Origin of the sequence: Nocardiopsis sp. NPDC006198 (assembly GCF_040613895.1) — a bacterium.
In the GTDB taxonomy this organism is placed as follows: domain Bacteria; phylum Actinomycetota; class Actinomycetes; order Streptosporangiales; family Streptosporangiaceae; genus Nocardiopsis; species Nocardiopsis tropica.
In genome coordinates this window covers 110,026-125,847 of record NZ_JBEXSY010000018.1, presented here as the reverse complement: position 1 = coordinate 125,847, position 15,822 = coordinate 110,026, and the positions used below count along the sequence as shown (strand labels likewise).

At 75.8% G+C, this 15,822-nt stretch carries 14 protein-coding genes; 7 read left to right on the top strand and 7 right to left on the bottom strand.

Translation table 11 applies throughout. The annotated features are described in order from the left end of the window. Positions 1–156 precede the first annotated feature (156 nt). The 3 genes from ABZ234_RS15085 to ABZ234_RS15075 form a co-directional block, all read right to left on the bottom strand. Positions 157–1,026 carry an NAD(P)H-binding protein gene (locus ABZ234_RS15085; RefSeq protein ID WP_355012410.1) on the bottom strand — a complete coding sequence of 290 codons (870 nt, stop codon included), beginning with the start codon at positions 1,024–1,026 and terminating at the stop codon, positions 157–159. A gap of 237 nt (positions 1,027–1,263) precedes the next feature. After that, positions 1,264–2,193: an alpha/beta hydrolase gene (locus ABZ234_RS15080; protein WP_355012409.1), complete on the bottom strand. Its 930-nt coding sequence runs from the start codon at positions 2,191–2,193 to the stop codon at positions 1,264–1,266. Positions 2,194–2,526: 333 nt separating this feature from the next. Beyond that, the gene (locus ABZ234_RS15075; protein ID WP_355012408.1) at positions 2,527–3,258 is read right to left on the bottom strand and encodes a GntR family transcriptional regulator; all 732 of its coding nucleotides are present in this window, start codon (positions 3,256–3,258) and stop codon (positions 2,527–2,529) included. 127 nt (positions 3,259–3,385) lie between these two features. Between ABZ234_RS15075 and ABZ234_RS15070 the strand changes: the two genes are divergently transcribed. The 6 genes from ABZ234_RS15070 to eda are packed head-to-tail and all read left to right on the top strand — an operon-like array spanning position 3,386 to position 10,055. After that, positions 3,386–4,768 (top strand): MFS transporter, encoded by a 1,383-nt coding sequence (locus tag ABZ234_RS15070; protein ID WP_267945610.1) that lies wholly within the window; start codon positions 3,386–3,388, stop codon positions 4,766–4,768. Next, a complete protein-coding gene (locus ABZ234_RS15065) occupies positions 4,765–5,838 on the top strand; it encodes an L-idonate 5-dehydrogenase (protein ID WP_355012407.1) in 1,074 nt (357 codons plus the stop codon). The genes ABZ234_RS15070 and ABZ234_RS15065 overlap by 4 nt, the downstream gene beginning before the upstream one ends. After that, positions 5,835–7,046, top strand: a complete 1,212-nt coding sequence (manD, locus tag ABZ234_RS15060; protein WP_267945612.1) for a D-mannonate dehydratase ManD — start codon at positions 5,835–5,837, stop codon at positions 7,044–7,046. The genes ABZ234_RS15065 and manD overlap by 4 nt, the downstream gene beginning before the upstream one ends. Continuing rightward, positions 7,043–7,984, top strand: coding sequence for a PfkB family carbohydrate kinase (locus ABZ234_RS15055; protein WP_352985889.1), 942 nt, complete (start codon positions 7,043–7,045; stop codon positions 7,982–7,984). The genes manD and ABZ234_RS15055 overlap by 4 nt, the downstream gene beginning before the upstream one ends. Next, positions 7,981–9,438, top strand: a complete 1,458-nt coding sequence (locus ABZ234_RS15050; RefSeq protein WP_355012406.1) for a mannitol dehydrogenase family protein — start codon at positions 7,981–7,983, stop codon at positions 9,436–9,438. The genes ABZ234_RS15055 and ABZ234_RS15050 overlap by 4 nt, the downstream gene beginning before the upstream one ends. After that, positions 9,435–10,055, top strand: a complete 621-nt coding sequence (eda, locus tag ABZ234_RS15045; protein WP_330161334.1) for a bifunctional 4-hydroxy-2-oxoglutarate aldolase/2-dehydro-3-deoxy-phosphogluconate aldolase — start codon at positions 9,435–9,437, stop codon at positions 10,053–10,055. Before ABZ234_RS15050 ends, eda begins: the two co-directional genes overlap by 4 nt. A 78-nt stretch (positions 10,056–10,133) precedes the next feature. Here eda and ABZ234_RS15040 read toward each other — a convergent pair whose 3' ends face one another. From ABZ234_RS15040 to ABZ234_RS15030, 3 genes are all read right to left on the bottom strand, one after another. Continuing rightward, positions 10,134–11,195, bottom strand: a complete 1,062-nt coding sequence (locus ABZ234_RS15040) for a hypothetical protein (RefSeq protein WP_355012405.1) — start codon at positions 11,193–11,195, stop codon at positions 10,134–10,136. A 368-nt stretch (positions 11,196–11,563) separates the two neighbouring features. Continuing rightward, positions 11,564–12,166 carry a DUF1707 domain-containing protein gene (locus ABZ234_RS15035; protein ID WP_267945627.1) on the bottom strand — a complete coding sequence of 201 codons (603 nt, stop codon included), beginning with the start codon at positions 12,164–12,166 and terminating at the stop codon, positions 11,564–11,566. A 227-nt stretch (positions 12,167–12,393) separates the two neighbouring features. Then, positions 12,394–13,569, bottom strand: coding sequence for an MFS transporter (locus ABZ234_RS15030; RefSeq protein ID WP_355012404.1), 1,176 nt, complete (start codon positions 13,567–13,569; stop codon positions 12,394–12,396). A 362-nt stretch (positions 13,570–13,931) separates the two neighbouring features. On the opposite strand from ABZ234_RS15030, the gene ABZ234_RS15025 reads away from it, so the two are divergent. Next, the gene (locus tag ABZ234_RS15025; RefSeq protein ID WP_355012403.1) at positions 13,932–14,765 is read left to right on the top strand and encodes an NAD(P)H-binding protein; all 834 of its coding nucleotides are present in this window, start codon (positions 13,932–13,934) and stop codon (positions 14,763–14,765) included. Between the two features lie 27 nt (positions 14,766–14,792). Here the strand turns inward: ABZ234_RS15025 and ABZ234_RS15020 are convergent, their stop codons facing one another. Beyond that, entirely contained in the window at positions 14,793–15,812 is a 1,020-nt protein-coding gene (locus ABZ234_RS15020) for a LacI family DNA-binding transcriptional regulator (RefSeq protein WP_355012402.1), read from the bottom strand. Positions 15,813–15,822: the final 10 nt, after the last annotated feature.

The window sequence follows — 15,822 nt, the reverse complement described above, 5'->3', positions numbered from 1 at the left end:
GCCCGCCCGCGCGGGGGGGGGGCCCGGGGGGGCGGACACGCGCGGCCTCCGGGCGCGCCCGGGACGGCCGCCCTCGCGGAGGCCGTTCCGCCGTGAGTGGGAACGGCCTCCGGGCGCACCCCCGCCGTCCTTCGGGGGCGCGCCCGGGACGGCCCCTCAGAGGAGGGGGCGCAGCTCGTCCTGGCACCACGCGGCCAGGGTGGTCGGCGTCGTGGTCGCCGCGGTGCGCGACTGCTCCGGCCTGAAGCCGTCGCGCAGCCCGGTGGACATGCCCATCACCGCCTCGACCAGGCCGGGGCCCAGGCCCGCCCCCGCGAGGGTGTCGCGCATCCGCTCGTCGGCGATGCGCTCCGCCCGCACGGGACGGCCGGTGACGTCGGCGACGACCGCCGCGGCCTGCTCCCAGGACAGGTCGGCGGGGCCGTGCACGGCCTGGACGACCCGGCCGGTCCACCCGGGGTTGAGGAGGCGGCCCACGGCCACCTCGGCGATGTCGCGCGGCGCGACCCACGGCATCGGGTGGTCCACCGGCAGCACGACCCGGATGGCGCCGGACCGGATGGAGTCCAGCTCCATCAGCAGGTTGCTGAAGAAGAAGCCGCACCTGAGGTGCACCACGTCCGCGCCGGTGTCGTCCAGCAGCTGCTCGGTGCGGGCCAGCCCGTCGATCTCCCCCGCGCCCGAGCGGCGCTCCGCGCCCACGCTGCTCAGGAAGACGACGCGGCGGATCCCGTTGGCGGTGACGGCGCGCGCGGCGTGCGCGCCGAAGCGGGCGTACGCGGCGACCGGGTCGTCCGTGCGGGTGGGCGGATCGACCCAGAACAGGGTGTCGACGCCCGCGGTCGCGGCCACGACCGCGGCCCCGTCGCCCTGGTCCACGGCGACCGGGTCCACCAGGCCGGCGAGGGCCGGGTCGAGGCGGGCGGGGTCGCGCATGAGCAGCAGCGGCCGCGCTCCGGCCCGGACGAGGCCGTTGACGACGTGGCGGCCCACGGTGCCGGTGGGGGTGGTCACGGCGATGCGCATCAGGTGTCTCCTCGTGCTCGTGTTCCGCGGGGTCGCGGTTCGCCTCGCACGGTACGAGGGGTTGCGGCCGGAATCCGGCCACAACACGGGAGGCCGGCGGATCGGTCCGGCGGCCCCGGGGCTCCCGGCCGTGACGGCGGCCGGTCGGAGGCCGGCGGGCGGCCCCGGACCGCCCGTGGGCGAACTCCGGCGGCGGCTCCGGGGCCGCGGTCCTTCGCGCTCCGGGGCCGGAGCGCGCTACGCGTTCCCGGCCGAGACCACCCGGGCGAGCCATCCCCTGCTCCGGCGGGAGAAGTCCTCGGACACGGGGGCGTCGGGCGCCCAGGCCTCGAAGCCGTGGGGCGCGCCGGGGGCGACCTCCAGCTCGCAGTCCACCCCCGCCTCGCGCAGCCGGCGCGCGTAGCCGGTGGCCTCCTCGAAGAACAGGTCGATGTCGCCCACGCCGATCCACGCCGGGGGCAGGCCCCGGAGGTCGTCGCGCCGGGCGGCCGCCACGTAGGGCTCGGCCTCTCCTCCCGGCTCCCGGCCCAGGTAGGCGCGCCAGCCGAACCGGTTCAGGCGGTTGTTCCAGACCCAGTGCCGCTCGCCGTCCAGCTCGGTCCGGGCCGCGGTCCGGTCGTCGAGCATCGGGCAGCCGAGCAGCTGCGCGCGGGGCTGCACCCCGCCGCGGTCGTGGAGCCTCTGCACCAGGCACGCGGCGAGTCCGCCGCCCGCGCTCTGCCCGCCGACGACGATCCGGTCCGCGTCCACCCCGAACCGCTCGCACGAGCGCTGGAACCAGTCCCAGGCGGCGACGCAGTCGTCGGACGCGGCCGGGAAGGGGTGCTCCGGCGCGAGCCGGTAGTCGACCGAGACCACGACCAGGCCCGTGTCGCGCGCGGCGGTGGAGCAGAACCGGTCGTCCTGCGAGGGCCGGCCGATGACCAGCCCCCCGCCGTGGATCCACAGCAGCCCGGCGCCGGACGCGCCGGCCTCCGGCTCGTAGACGCGCACGTCGACGCCGTCCTCGGACAGGTCCCGGAACCGCACGCCGTCGACGACCGCGTCGCGGCCGAGGCCGCGCTGGGCCGCCCTGAGCAGGTTGCGCAGCCGGGGCCGGTGCAGGGGCAGGGCGGGCACCCGCTTCACCGCCTGCCGCAGTTCGGGGTGCACCTTCGCCAGTTCCATGGACCGCTCCCGTCGACCGCCGCTCCCACGCGGCCCCGCCTCGTCACCACCAACCTACTGCCCGCGTCCGCCGGGCCCGCGACCGGTCACCGGCTCAGGGATCCGCCCCCTTCCGCGTACCCGCTCCCGGGGCGCGGGACCCCCGCGGGCCGGGGCACGGCGGGCGCGGTCCGCTCCGGACGGGGATGCCGTGCGGTCGCGCGGACCGGGGTGCCGGGGGTGCGGCGCCGGGACGGGGACGGTTCGCGTCCCCGTCCGGCGCGGAGCGCCGTCCGGGCCCGTGTGCCCACCGGCGCGGGAACCTCGCGTCCCCCGTTCGGCGCGGGAGCGCCCCTACCTCAGCGAGGACACGCTCCGCCGGACCGGGCGCCGGGGGCGCCCGTCCGAGAAGTACTCGGGCGAGACCGCCCGGATGCGCTCGACGTCCTCGAAGACGGCGCGCAGGTGCGAGCGGAGCGCCCGGACCGCGTCGTCGAGGTCGCCCGCCTCGATCGCGTCCACCACCTGCGTGTGCTGCTCGGCGAGCACCCCCATCGGCCGGGTGTCGATCAGGCTCAGCCTGCGCGCGCGGTCCAGGTGGGCCTTGGCCGCGTTCACCGTCCCCCAGGCGCTCTCGTGCCCGGCCAGGGCCAGGAGGGCCCGGTGGAACTCCTCGTCCAGCTCGAAGAACCGGTCGTGGTCCCCCGCGGCCTCGGCGTCGCGCTGCGTCCGGAGGTTGGCCCGCAGGTCGGCGATGTGCTCGGGCGAGAAGGGGGGCCGCGCCTGGGCGAGGGAGGTGCACTCGACCGCCTCCCGGATGAACTGCGCCTGGGCGACGCGTTCGGGGTCCACGAGCGAGACGAAGCTCCCGACCTGCGGGTACACCTCCACCAGGCCCTCCTCCCGCAGGAGGATGAGGCTCTCGCGCACGGGCGTGCGGCTCACCGCGAGCTCGGCGGCGAGCTCGTTCTCGGACAGCGGCGCCCCGGGCTTGAGCTCCAGGGTGATGACCGCGCGACGGAGGGTGTCCAAGGTGCGGTCCCGCGCGGACAGCAGTGGTCCCCCGGATCGGGTGTCGTCAGCCATGTCCGGAAGTCTACCGCCATTGACTCCACTGGTATACCAGTGCTTGTATGCCAGTTGCCACGACGTTCACATCCGGTTTCCCGGCGATGTCACCGCAGGTCGAAGCCGCCCGACGAAGGAACCTCCCATGACCGAACAGGCGCCTCCCACCCCCGTGGGGCAGGGCGAACGCAGCACACGGGACCTCACGAAGGCCTCGGTCTCCGGATGGCTCGGCACAGCCATGGAGTTCATGGACTTCCAGCTCTACTCCCTGGCCGCAGCCCTGGTCTTCAACCAGATCTTCTTCCCCGACCTCAACCCGGCGGTCGGCCTGATCGCGGCGATGGGCACCTACGGCGTCGGGTACGTCGCCCGCCTCGCCGGAGCGGTCTACTTCGGCCGGATGGGCGACCGCCTGGGGCCGAAGAAGGTCCTGTTCATCACCGTCGCTCTCATGGGCGTCTCCACCACGCTGATCGGCGCCCTGCCGACCTACCAGCAGGTGGGGCTCCTGGCCCCGATCATGCTCGTGGGCCTGCGGCTGGCGCAGGGCTTCGGCGCGGGCGCCGAGATCGCGGGCGCCACGGTGATGCTCGCGGAGTACGCGCCCGCCCGGCGGCGCGGGTTCATCGCCTCCCTGGTGTGCCTGGGGACCAACTCCGGCACCCTGGCCGCCTCGGCGATCTGGGCCGTCCTGGTGTTCGCCCTCTCCGAGGCCGAACTGCTGGCCTGGGGCTGGCGCATCCCGTTCCTGGCCAGTGCGCTCCTCCTGCTCCTGGCCCTGTGGATCCGCCACTCCGTCAAGGAGAGCCCCGTCTTCGAGCAGCGCGAGGACATCGTCGACGGCGTGGCCATGTCCCGCGAGGAACTCGCGGCCACCGCCGTCGAGAAGGACAAGAGCACCCTGGAGGCCGCGCTCCACCAGCGCAAGGGCCGCGCCTTCCTGATCGCCCTGGGCCTGCGCTTCGGCCAGGCGGGCAACTCCGGCATCGTGCAGACGTTCCTGGTCGGATACCTCAGCGCCACCCTGCTGATGGACGGCTCGGTCGGCACCTCCGCCATCGTGTACGGCTCCCTGCTCGGCTTCGTCACCGTCCCCCTGGTCGGCGTGCTGGGCGACCGCTTCGGCCGCCGCCCCCTCTACTTCTGCCTGACGATCGCGAGCATGCTGTTCGCCGTGCCCATGATGCTGATGATCAACTCCGGCGACGTCGTCCTCGTGACCGTCGCGATGGTCGTCGGGCTCAACCTCTCGGTCCTCGGCCTGTTCTCCGTGGAGAGCGTCACCATGGCCGAGCTGTTCGGAGCGCGCACCCGCTTCACCCAGCTGGCCCTGGCCAAGGAGATCGGGGGCGTCCTCGCCACGGCCATCGGCCCGGTGCTCGCCGCGACACTCACCGCCGTGACCGGGTCCTGGTGGCCCCTGGCCGCCATGATCATCGCCTACTCGCTGATCACGCTCGTCTCCACGTACCTCATGCCCGAGGTGCGCGGACGCGACCTGGTCCGACTGGAGGACGCCGTATGAGGGCCGTGACCGTCCACGGGGCCGGAGACCTGCGGGTCGACGAGCGCCCCGACCCCGTCGCCCCGGAGGGGCACGTGGTCGTCGCCGTCGAATGGGGCGGGATCTGCGGGTCCGACCTCGCCTACTGGCGCCACGGGCGCTCCGGCACCGCCGTCCTGCGCGACCCCCTGGTCCTGGGACACGAGATCGCCGGACGCGTCGCCCGGGTCGGCCCCGGCGTGAGCGGCGTCGAGGAGGGCCTGCCCGTCACCGTGCACCCGGCCGAACTCGTCGGCGACGGGCGCATGCCCGAGAGGCTGGCCGGACGCACCAACCTGTACCCGCGGGTGCGGTACTTCGGATCCGCCGCGTTCCACCCGCACACCGACGGCGGCTTCAGCGAGTTCAGGGCGGTGCGCGCCGACCAGCTGCGCCCCCTCCCCGCGGGGGTCGGCACCCGCGAGGGGGCTCTGGCCGAGCCCCTGGCCGTGGCCCTGCACGCCGTGTCCCGAGCCGGGGACGTCGCCGGCAGGGACGTCACCGTGAACGGCGCCGGGCCCATCGGCTGCCTCGTGGCCGCGGCCCTCAAGCACGCCGGGGCCGGGCGGGTCACCGTCGCCGACATCAGTCCCGCGTCGCTGGCGGTCGCCCGGGCCATGGGCGCGGACGGGCTCCGCGACGTCTCGCTGGGCGAGCCGCTCCCCGAGGACGCCGAGATCGTCATCGAGGCGTCCGGGGCGCCGGGGGCGCTCGGCCCCGTGCTGCGCTCGACCGCCCGGGGCGGGACGGTCGTCCAGGTGGGCAACCTCCCCGGCACGGAGGCCGCCGCGGTCCTGGGCGACCTCGTCACCAGGGAGATCACGTGGAAGGGCTCCTACCGCTTCTCCCACGAGATCGACGACGCCCTCACCGCGATGGCCGAGGGCCTCGACGTCCGCCCGCTGATGACCCACACTTTCCCCCTGGACCGCGCCGAGGAGGCGATGCGGGTCGCCGCCGACCCCGCCTCGGGAAGCAGCAAGGTCATGCTGCGGTTCGGCCCGGACCCCGACCCCACCGACCCCACACACCCCCGGAAGGACCTCCTGTGAAGATCACGGACGCGCGCGTCGTCGTCTCCTCGCCCGGCCGCAACTACGTCACCCTGGTCATCGAGACCGAGGACGGCGTCACCGGCGTCGGCGACGCCACCCTGAACGGGCGCGAGCTGTCGGTCGCCTCCTACCTGCGCGACCACCTGTGCCCGCTCCTCATCGGCCGCGACGCGCGCCGCATCGAGGACACCTGGCAGTACCTCTACAAGGGCGCCTACTGGCGGCGCGGCCCGGTCACGATGACCGCGATCGCGGCCGTGGACGTGGCCCTGTGGGACATCAAGGGCAAGGCCGCCGGGATGCCCGTCTACCAGCTGCTCGGCGGCGCAGCGCGCGACGGCGTCATGGTCTACGGCCACGCCAGCGGATCCTCGCTCGACGACCTGTCCCAGGACTTCCAGCGCCACCTCGACCTGGGGTACAAGGCGATCCGCGTCCAGGCGGCGGTGCCCGGCCTGGACAAGACCTACGGCATCGCGGGGGCCGGCGGCCGGGTGTACGAGCCCGCCAACGCCAACCGGCCCCAGGAGGACTCCTGGGAGACCTCGCTCTACCTCGACTTCGCACCGGAGATGCTCCGGCACATCCGCGAGGAGTTCGGCTACGGCACGCACGTGCTCCACGACGTCCACCACCGGCTCAGCCCGATCGAGGCGGGCCGCCTGGGCGCGGCGCTCGAACCCTACCGGCCGTTCTGGATGGAGGACCCGACGCCGGCGGAGGACCAGTCGGCCTTCCGCCTGATCCGGCAGCACACCACCACCCCCGTCGCGGTCGGCGAGGTCTTCAACTCGGTCTGGGACTGCCAGCAGCTGATCACCGAACGGCTCATCGACTACATCCGCACCTCGGTCTCCCACACCGGGGGCATCACCCACCTGCGCCGCGTGTTCTCGCTGGCGGACCTGTACGGGGTGCGGTCGGGGTCCCACGGCGCCGGTGACCTGTCGCCGGTCGCCATGGCGGCGGCGCTGCACGTCGACCTGAGCATCCCCAACTTCGGCATCCAGGAGTACATGGGCCACACGGGCCCCTTCGAGGAGGTGTTCCGCACCGGCTACACCTTCTCCGACGGGTACATGCACCCGGGCGAGGCGCCGGGCCTCGGCGTGGAGTTCGACGAGGAGGCGGCCTCCCGCCACCCCTACGACCCCCGGTACCTGCCGGTCAACCGGCGTCTGGACGGAACGGTGCACGACTGGTGAGCGCTCACGAACTCGACGTCGTCGTCCTGGGGGAGATCCTCCTGGAGGTGGCCACCGACGAGCCGGTGGCCCACGGGGTCCCCGCCCGCCTCGGGGTGTCCGGCGACGCCCTCAACGTCGCCGCGGCGGCCGCCCGGGCCGGCGCCCGGACCGGCCTGGCCGCGGTCCTGACCGACGACCCCCTGGGGCGGTCGATCGCCGACCGCGTCGCCGAACTGGGGGTCTCCACGGCGCTGCTGCGCTTCCGTCCCGGACAGCAGGGCGTCTACCTGGTCCACAGCGACCCCGAGGGGGAGCGGGCGTTCTCCTACGCCCGCAGCGGGAGCGTCGGATCGACGCTGTGCCCCGCCGACCTGGACGAACAGGCCCTGGCCGCCGCCGGGGCGGTCGTGGCCTCGGGCATCGCCTGCGCCGTCTCCGGGAGCGCGCACGAGGCCGTCCGGGCCGCGGCGCGCCTGGCCCGCAGGTTCGTGTTCGACCCCAACCACCGGCCGGCGCTGACCACGCGGGAGGCCGCGGCCGCGGTCCTGGCCGAGTTCGCGCCCCTCGCCCACCTCGTCACCCCCTCCCATCCGGGGGAGACCTCGTCCCTGCTGCGGAGCGCCTCCCCGGCGGAGGCCGCCCGGCGCCTCCTGGAGTCGGGGACCCGGCACGTCGCGGTGACGTGCGGCTCGCGCGGCGTGCACCTGGCCACCGCGGAGGGCGAGACCTGGGTCGACGCGGTCCCGGCGCCCGTGGTCCTGGACCAGACCGGCGCCGGGGACGCGTTCCTGGGAACCCTGGCCGCGCGCATGGTCCTGGGCGACGGGTTCGCGGACGCCGCCCGGCTCGCCGCGGCCGCCGCCAGCCTCAACGTGGGCGGCCGCGGCGGGACGGGGCTGCTCCCCACCCTGGAGCAGGCGCGCGCCCACGCCGCGCGGACGGGAGCACGGCGATGAGCAGACTGACCCCGGACTCGCTCGTCCGCTCCGGGCACTCCCCGTCCCTGGACCGCGACGCCCTGCGCACCGGGGTGGTCCACCTCGGCGCGGGGGCCTTCTTCCGTGCCCACACGGCCGTCTACACCGAGGACGCCATGCTGGCCACCGGGGACACCTCCTGGGGGATCAGCGCGGTGACCGGGCGCTCGGCGCGCGTGTGGGAGCAGATGGCCCCGCAGGACGGGCTGTTCACCGTCACGGAGCGCGGCCCGGGGAGCGGGGCCTCCCGCGTGGTCTCCGCCGTCACCGAGACGCTCGCCGGGCCTCGCGCCCCCCTGGCCGTGGTGGAGCGCGTCGCGGCCCCGGGCACCCGGGTCGTGACCCTCACCGTCACCGAGAAGGGCTACCGGGCCGACCCCCTGACCGGGCGCCTGGACGTGCGGGACCCGGCGGTGCGCGCGGACCTGGAGGGCGCTCCCCCGCTCACCGCGGTCGGCCGGATCGCGCGGGGCCTCCAGCTGCGCATGCTCCGCGACGCGGGCCCGGTCTCCGTGGTCTCCTGCGACAACCTGTCCGGGAACGGGGACCGTCTGGGGTCGCTGGTCGCGGACTTCGCCGACGCCCTGCCCGGGGCCGAGGGCGAGCGGCTGCGGGCCTGGACGGCGGAGTCGGTCTCCTTCCCCGACACGATGGTCGACCGGATGGTCCCGGCGACCACCGCGGAGGACCTCGACCTGGTCGAGGGGGCCCTGGGCCTGCGCGACGAGGCCGCCGTGATCGCCGAGCCCTTCCGCCAGTGGGTGGTCGAGGACCGCTTCGCGGCGGCCCGCCCCCCGTGGGAGCGCGCGGGGGCTCTCCTGACCGGCGACGTCCGCCCCTGGGAGGAGGCCAAGCTCCGCGTCCTCAACGCCGGCCACTCGCTGCTGGCCTACCTGGGGCTCGCCCTCGGGCACCGCACCATCGCCGCGTGCGCGGCGGACCCCGTCGCGGCGGAGGCGGCGCACCGGCTCGTCCACGAGGAGGCCCTGCCCTCGCTGCGCCTGCCGGACGGCCTCGACGGCCCCGCCTACGCGGAGTCGGTCCTGGCCCGGTTCGCCAACCCCGCCCTGGGCCACACGACCGCCAAGGTCGCGGCCGACGGCTCCCAGAAGATCGGGCCGCGCCTGCTCCCCACGGTCCGGGCGGTGCTGGACCGGGGAGGCGAGCCCCGCTGGAGCGCCCTGGCGGTGGCGGCCTGGATGCACCACGTCGCCGCGGCCGGCCCCCGGGTGGAGGACCCCCTGGCCGCCACCCTGGCCGGACTGCTGCCCGATCGCAGGCGCGCGGCGGACGTGGTCCCCCGGCTGATGGAGGCGGGGATCTTCCCCGGGGAGCTCGTCGCCGACGGGCTCTTCACCGGGCTCGTGGCCCACTGGTACGGGGTCATCGACTCCGCGGACACCCTCGCGCTGGGCAAGGAGATCGCGCTGTGACGCCGACGGAAACCGTCCTGGACCGCTCTCCGGTCATCCCCGTGGTCACGGTCGAGGACCCCGGCCGGGCCGTCCCCCTGGCGGAGGCGCTCCTGGCGGGCGGTGTGGGGATCGTCGAGCTCACCCTGCGCACCCCCGGGGCCCTCGCCGCCGTCCGCGCGGTCGCCCGCGGGGTGCCCGGCATGCTCGTCGGGGTCGGGACGGTGCTCACGCCCCGCCAGGCGGACGACGCCGTCGAGGCCGGGGCCGACTTCCTCGTCACCCCGGGCACCACGCCGGGCCTGCTGCGGCACCTCGCCCGGAGCGGGATCGCCGCCCTGCCCGGGGTGGCGACCGTGAGCGAGGTCCTGGCGGCCCGGGAGGAGGGGTTCCTGGCGCAGAAGGCCTTCCCCGCCTCGGTCCTGGGTCCGGGGTTCCTCCGGGCGGTGGCCGGGCCGGTCCCCGACGTCGTCTTCTGCCCGACCGGCGGGATCACGGCCGACAGCGCCCCCGACTACCTGGCGGCGCCCAACGCGGCGTGCGTGGGCGGGAGCTGGCTCACCCCGCCGGACGCGGTCCGGGACGGGGACTGGGAACGCGTCACCCGGCTCGCCGCCGGAGCGGCCGCGCTCCGCTGACCCGCTGCCCGGCCGGAGGCGGCGGCTCCGGCCGGCGTCCCGGCGGTTCCGCCGCCGCGGACGCCCCCTCCGGGGGCCTCAAGACGGTGGCGGCGGGACCGGGTGCGGGGCCCGCCCCTCCTCGCGGGCGCGCAGGCGCGCGTAGAGCACGGGGAGCGCGGCCCCCACCGGCGGCACGACCGCCAGGGGGAGCAGGACGAGCGCGATCGCGGCCGGGAGGTAGTGGACCAGGGTCGCGGTGGTGAACCTGTTCCCGTCGCTGAGCCGCATCATGGCCTCCCCCGCCGGGGCGGCGAGGGGCGAGGCCGCGACCAGGAGGAGCGTGAACGCGATCGCGACGGCAGCCGCGATCAGCAGCCAGAGGCCGAGGGTCCCCGCCCGCGCGCCGCCCGTCAGCCTCCACGAGCGGCGCAGCGCCCCCGCCGTCCGCACGTCCTCGAACACCACGGCGGCGGGAGCGAGGGAGAGGCGGACCACGAGGTAGGGGCCCACGCCCCCGGCGGCGAGGGGCAGGCCCAGGCCCACCGCCCAGTCCGCCGCGCCGAAGCCGGTGAAGGGGGCGCCCGGCCGCTCGATTCCGGGGATCAGGCCGCTCGCCAGGGAGTCGAACAGGAAGGCCCCCACCAGGACGGCGGCGACGACGCCCAGCCCGATGGCCAGCTGCGTCGCGAGGACGCGGAGCATGTACGGACGGGCGCGCCGCCACAGGCCGCCGGCGGGAGGGGTCCCGCGGCCGGGCGGGGCGTCCCGCACGGCGACGGCGTGCGCGGTGTACAGCAGGGTGAGGACCGCGGCCGCGAGCAGGAGCAGCAGGGACACCACGAGCATCCCGTTCAGCGTGAACACGACGTCGATGTCGCCCGTGGCGGAGAACGGTGGGACCTCTGCCTCCTGGTTGGACCGCACGCGCTCCCGCAGGAGCTCGAAGGCGTCCCAGGTCAGGGTGAGGCCCAGGACGGCGATCGCGGCCACGCCGCAGGCGGCCAGGGCCGTCACGGCCAGGGCGGAGCCGTACAGGGGGCGCCGGAGGTGGACGGTGGTCGCCAGCGCCTCCCCCAGCAGGCCCGGGGCCTTGCCCCCCTCCGGGGCCTCGTCCTCCCCCGGGACCGGGGCGACCCGGTCCTCCGCGCTGCCCGCCATGTCGGCCCCGTCCCTCGTCTCTCGCACCGGAACGGCCGGGGCGCGCCCCGGTGGGGCCGCCGCCGCGCCGGTCCGGTGGTTCGGTGGTCCGCTGCGCCGCGCACGTCCCGATCGCGTGCCCGGTTCCGGGGGGATCAGCGGGTTCGGCACGATACCAGCCGGTCGGCGGGCGGCGGACCTGCCGGGAACTGCCCGCGTGTGGCGGTCGGACGGCCCCGGACCCCTCCGGGTCCCGGGCTCGCGCGGCAGGACGGTGGGGGCAGGACGGCGGGCGGCGGCACGCGGGCGCGACGGCGTGACGGCCGCCGGCGGGCCCGGGGCCCGCGCCAGGAGACCGGCGTGGGCCCCGGGCTCTTCCCGGACCCCGGTCAGCCCTGCAGCTTGCGCCGTTCCCAGCGGTTGGGGTGGCGGATGACCACCCCCGCCATGCCGCCGGAACCGGTGAGGCGGATCAAGGGGGTTCCCGGAAGCCGGTCGGGGGTGGTCTTGTCCTTCAGGCCGCCGAGCCCGGGGTTCATCCCGCCGGTCTCCGCGGCCCAGCCGTCGGGGACGACGATCGTGACACCGGCCGCCTCACCGTACGCCTCCACCACGACCTCCGGGAGGCGGCACTCGGCCCGGGAGAAGTCGATCTTCACGCCCCCCATGCCTCCGTGGGCGATCACGTGCCCGGGGACCTCCCAGCGTCCCGGGCCCCGGGACGCGCCGTGCATGCCGCCGTTGAGCTCCAGCGGCGGCAGGTCCACGGCGGACTCCGGCCTGGGCAGGTCGGCGGTCAGGACGGCCAGCTCCGCGTGGGTCTTGGAGCTCAGCGCCTGCTCCAGGCGCGAGTCCAGCTCGTCGAGGTCGATGCGGCCCTCGGCCGCCGCGTCGCGCAGCTGCTCCACCACCGCTTCCCGGTCGTCGTGGGAGGCGCGGAGCCCTCCTGTGGGGGCGGGGCGCGGAGAGGGTTCCGAAGGCTGGGAGGTCATGGCCACAAGGATAGACAGGCGGCGGACCGGGACGGCACATGCCGACCGCTGTCCGGACCGCCGGGAGTTCCCGCGGGTGCGCGAGGGCGTCCTCGCGCACACGGGCGGAGGCGGCCCGCACGTGCGGCGGCGCTCCGTCCGCCGCGCGCTCGTCGTCCCGGCAGGCGTGGGGGCGGTGCCGCGCGGGGCGGCCCGGCCCGGGACGCGCTTCCCGCCGCGGGCCCCGCTCAGGCGGCCGTGACCGCCGCCGCCAACAGGACCGCGGCCGAGAACAGCAGCGCCCCGGGCGCTCCGGCGGTCCCCGCCATCGCCGCGGCGGCGGCGGGGATGGCCACCTGGCCGAGCCGGTTCCCCCAGATGCGCAGGGCCAGGGCCGCGCCCTTCCCCTGCGCCGGCGCCGCGGTGGCGACCTCCGCCATGGTCAGGGGCTGCCCCAGTCCCAGCAGGAAACCACCGGCGACGAGCACGGCCCCCAGGGCGACCGGCCCGCCGTTCGGCACCGCGACCAGTGCCAGGGAGAGCGCGGCCACGGCGGTGCTGGCCACGATCAGCTGCTTGCGCGACCAGCGCGCGAGCAGGCGGGAGAGCATCAGCCGCGAGAGCAGGGAGCTCCCCGCCCTCAGGCTCAGCAGGACCCCCACGAGCACGGGCGGGATGCCCCGGCTCTCGGCGATCAGCGGGAGGTACGCGGTGAGGATGTCCACCGCCGAGAGCAGGGCCAGGCTGGCCAGGAGCGCGGACGGCATACCGGGCCTGCGCAGGAGGGACAGGGTCGGGACGGGCCCGGGGGCGACGCCCCCGGAGGGGGCCGGGGAGCGCAGGCGCAGCAGGAAGAGGATCGGCAGGAAGCCCAGGACGGCGGTGGCGCAGGCGATCACGAGCGCCGTCGACGTGGCGGAGAGCAGGGCCGGACCGGAGGCGTCGGCGAGGACCGCGCCGGAGATCAGCGGGCCGACGAGCTGGCCCAGCGACGCGGCGGCCGTGAACCAGCCGAAGTCGCGGTCCAGGTTCTCCGGCGGGGAGAACCGCGCGATGAGCCCCTGGCCCGCGACCATGCACAGCAGGTGGCCCACGCCGACCACCGTGCTGGCGACCGCGAGGGAGACCAGACCCGTCGTGACCGCCAGGAACACGCAGCCGACGGCCAGGATGAGCGCCCCCAGCCCGACGATCCAGGCGGTGCGCCGGGAGCGGTCCGTCGCCCGGCCCAGGGGGACCGCGATGAGCAGGGGGAGCAGGGCGTACGCGGCCGTGACCAGGCCGACCGCCACCGCGTCCCCGCCGATGGCGATGGTCCGGTAGGAGATGAGCGGCCGGGCGAGGTTGAGGGCGGTGTGGGTCAGCACCACGCTTGCCAGGAGCGGCCACAGCCATGCCTGTCCCGGTGACCGCCCGACCCCCATGAAGCCCCCCTCAGACAACCGCTTTCATTCCATGCACACCAAGAGTCCCAATAATCCCAAGAGACACAGAAATCCCAGGTGCGAGCGGATCATCCCATGACACCCCTCGCGTACCGGCGGGCGGCCCCGGGCCCGGGCCGCTCCACCCGCGCCCGCGGGGCTCCGGCGGGCTCTGGCGGGCTCCGGCGGGCTCTGGCGGGCTCCGGCGGGCTCTGGCGGGCTCCGGCGGGCTCCGGCGGGCTCCGGCGGGCTCCGGCGGGCTCCGGCGGGCTCCGGCGGGCTCCGGCGGCACCCTTGACCTCAACTAAAGTCGAGGTTCTAGCATCTCCCGGGACACCCCGGCGGAAGAGAAGAGCGCACACATGATCCTCGTGACCGGAGCCACCGGGAACATCGGACGGGTCCTCCTGAGGGAGCTGGCCGAACGCGGCGCGGGCCGGCTGCGCGGCCTCACACGTGACGCCGCGAACGCGGGCCTCCCCGGGGACGTGGAGGCGGTCGAGGGGGACCTCGCCGACGCGGACTTCCTCGGGCCGGCCCTGGAGGGCGTGCGGTCCCTGTTCCTCCCGGCCGGCCTGGGGGACGACGCCGAGGTCGTCGGGGCCGCCCGGCGGGCAGGCGTGGAGCACGTGGTCCTCGTGTCCTCCATCACCGTCCGAACCCATCCGCACCTGCCCGCCGCGGGCCGGAACCTCGCAGCGGAGGAGTCGCTGCGGGCGTCGGGGATGGACTGGACGATCCTGCGTCCGACGCAGTTCGCGTCCAACGCCCTCTGGTGGGCGGAGGCGATCCGCGAACACGGGGAGGTCCGCGTCCCGTACGCGGACACGGGGCTGCCCGCCGTCCACCCCGGGGACATCGCGGCGGTCGCCCTCCATGCGCTCACCGAGCCGGGGCACCGGGGCAGGACGTACCCGCTGACCGGCCCCGGGCTCGTCACGGCCCGGCAGCAGCTGGCGGCCCTCTCCGACGTCCTGGGCCGGGAGCTGACACTCGTCGAGACCGGTCGCGGGGAGGCCCACCGCGAGATGGCCCCGCTCATGGGGGACGAGACCGCGTCCGCGGTGCTCGACCTGATGGGGGGCGACACCAACGACGAGCTGCTCAGGATCCACGACACGGTGGAGCTGGTCACCGGCTCCCCGGCGGCCCCGTTCGGACGGTGGGCCTCGGAGAACGCCGCCGCCTTCCGCTGAGCGGTCGCGGGGCGCGCCGCCGCGGCCCTACCGGGGCCGCGGCGGCGCCGGACCGGTGGACTCGCGCCAGACGATCCTGTTGAGCGGCCCGTCCGACAGTTCGGGCTCGGTCCCCCGGACCGAGGCGACCAGGCGCTCCATGGCGTCACGGCCCAGCCGCTCCCGGTCGACGTCGACCGTCGTGAGCGCCGGGGAGAGGTAGGCGCCCACCGGGTTGTTGTCCCACCCCGTCACGCTGAGGTCGTCCGGCACGCCCCAGCCGCGTTCGAGGGCTCCGCGGACCACCCCCGCGGCGACCACGTCGTTGGCCGCGATCACCGCGGTGACCCCGCTGTCCTCGGCGAGGGAGCGCACGGCGTCGCGGCCGGATTCGGCCGACCAGTCGCCGTCGACCACGCCGTGGGACTCCAGGCCGAGGCGCTCGACCGTCCGGAGGAAGGTCTCCTTGCGCCCCCGGGCCGAGGCGAACCGCAACGAGCCCGACACGTGCAGGAACCGCCGGTGCCCCACCGCGGCCAGGCCCGCGACAAGGTCGGCGACGACCGACCCGTCCGCGAGTTCGCCGATACCGCGCATCTGGTCGTCGTACCCGGCGCAGACGACCACGGGGACTTCCCCGGCCGGCATCCGGTCGCCCTCGTGGACGACCGGGGCCAGGGACAGGATGCCCTCCACCTGCCCGGAGTCGGCGAGTTCGAGCACCCGTTCGGCGCGCGCGCCGGAACCGCCGTCCACGCTCTGCACCTCGACGGCGAACCCCGCCGCGCGTGCGGCGGCGATGGCCCCGACGAGCATGCGGTCGGGGCTGAAGGAGCCCAGGCCGGGCAGCAGGACCGCGAGGCGCCCGGTCCGCCGGGTGCGCATCGACCGCGCGATGAGGTTGGGCCGGTAGCCGAGCTCCCTGACCGCGGCGCCCACGCGCTCCCGCGTCGACTCCTTGAGCCCGCCCTCGGAGCGCAGGTACCGGGAGACGGTCTGGTGGGAGACCCCCGCGAGGCGGGCGACCTCCATGATGGTGGGCCGACGCGGCGTCCCGGACGTGGACATCTGGCCTTCT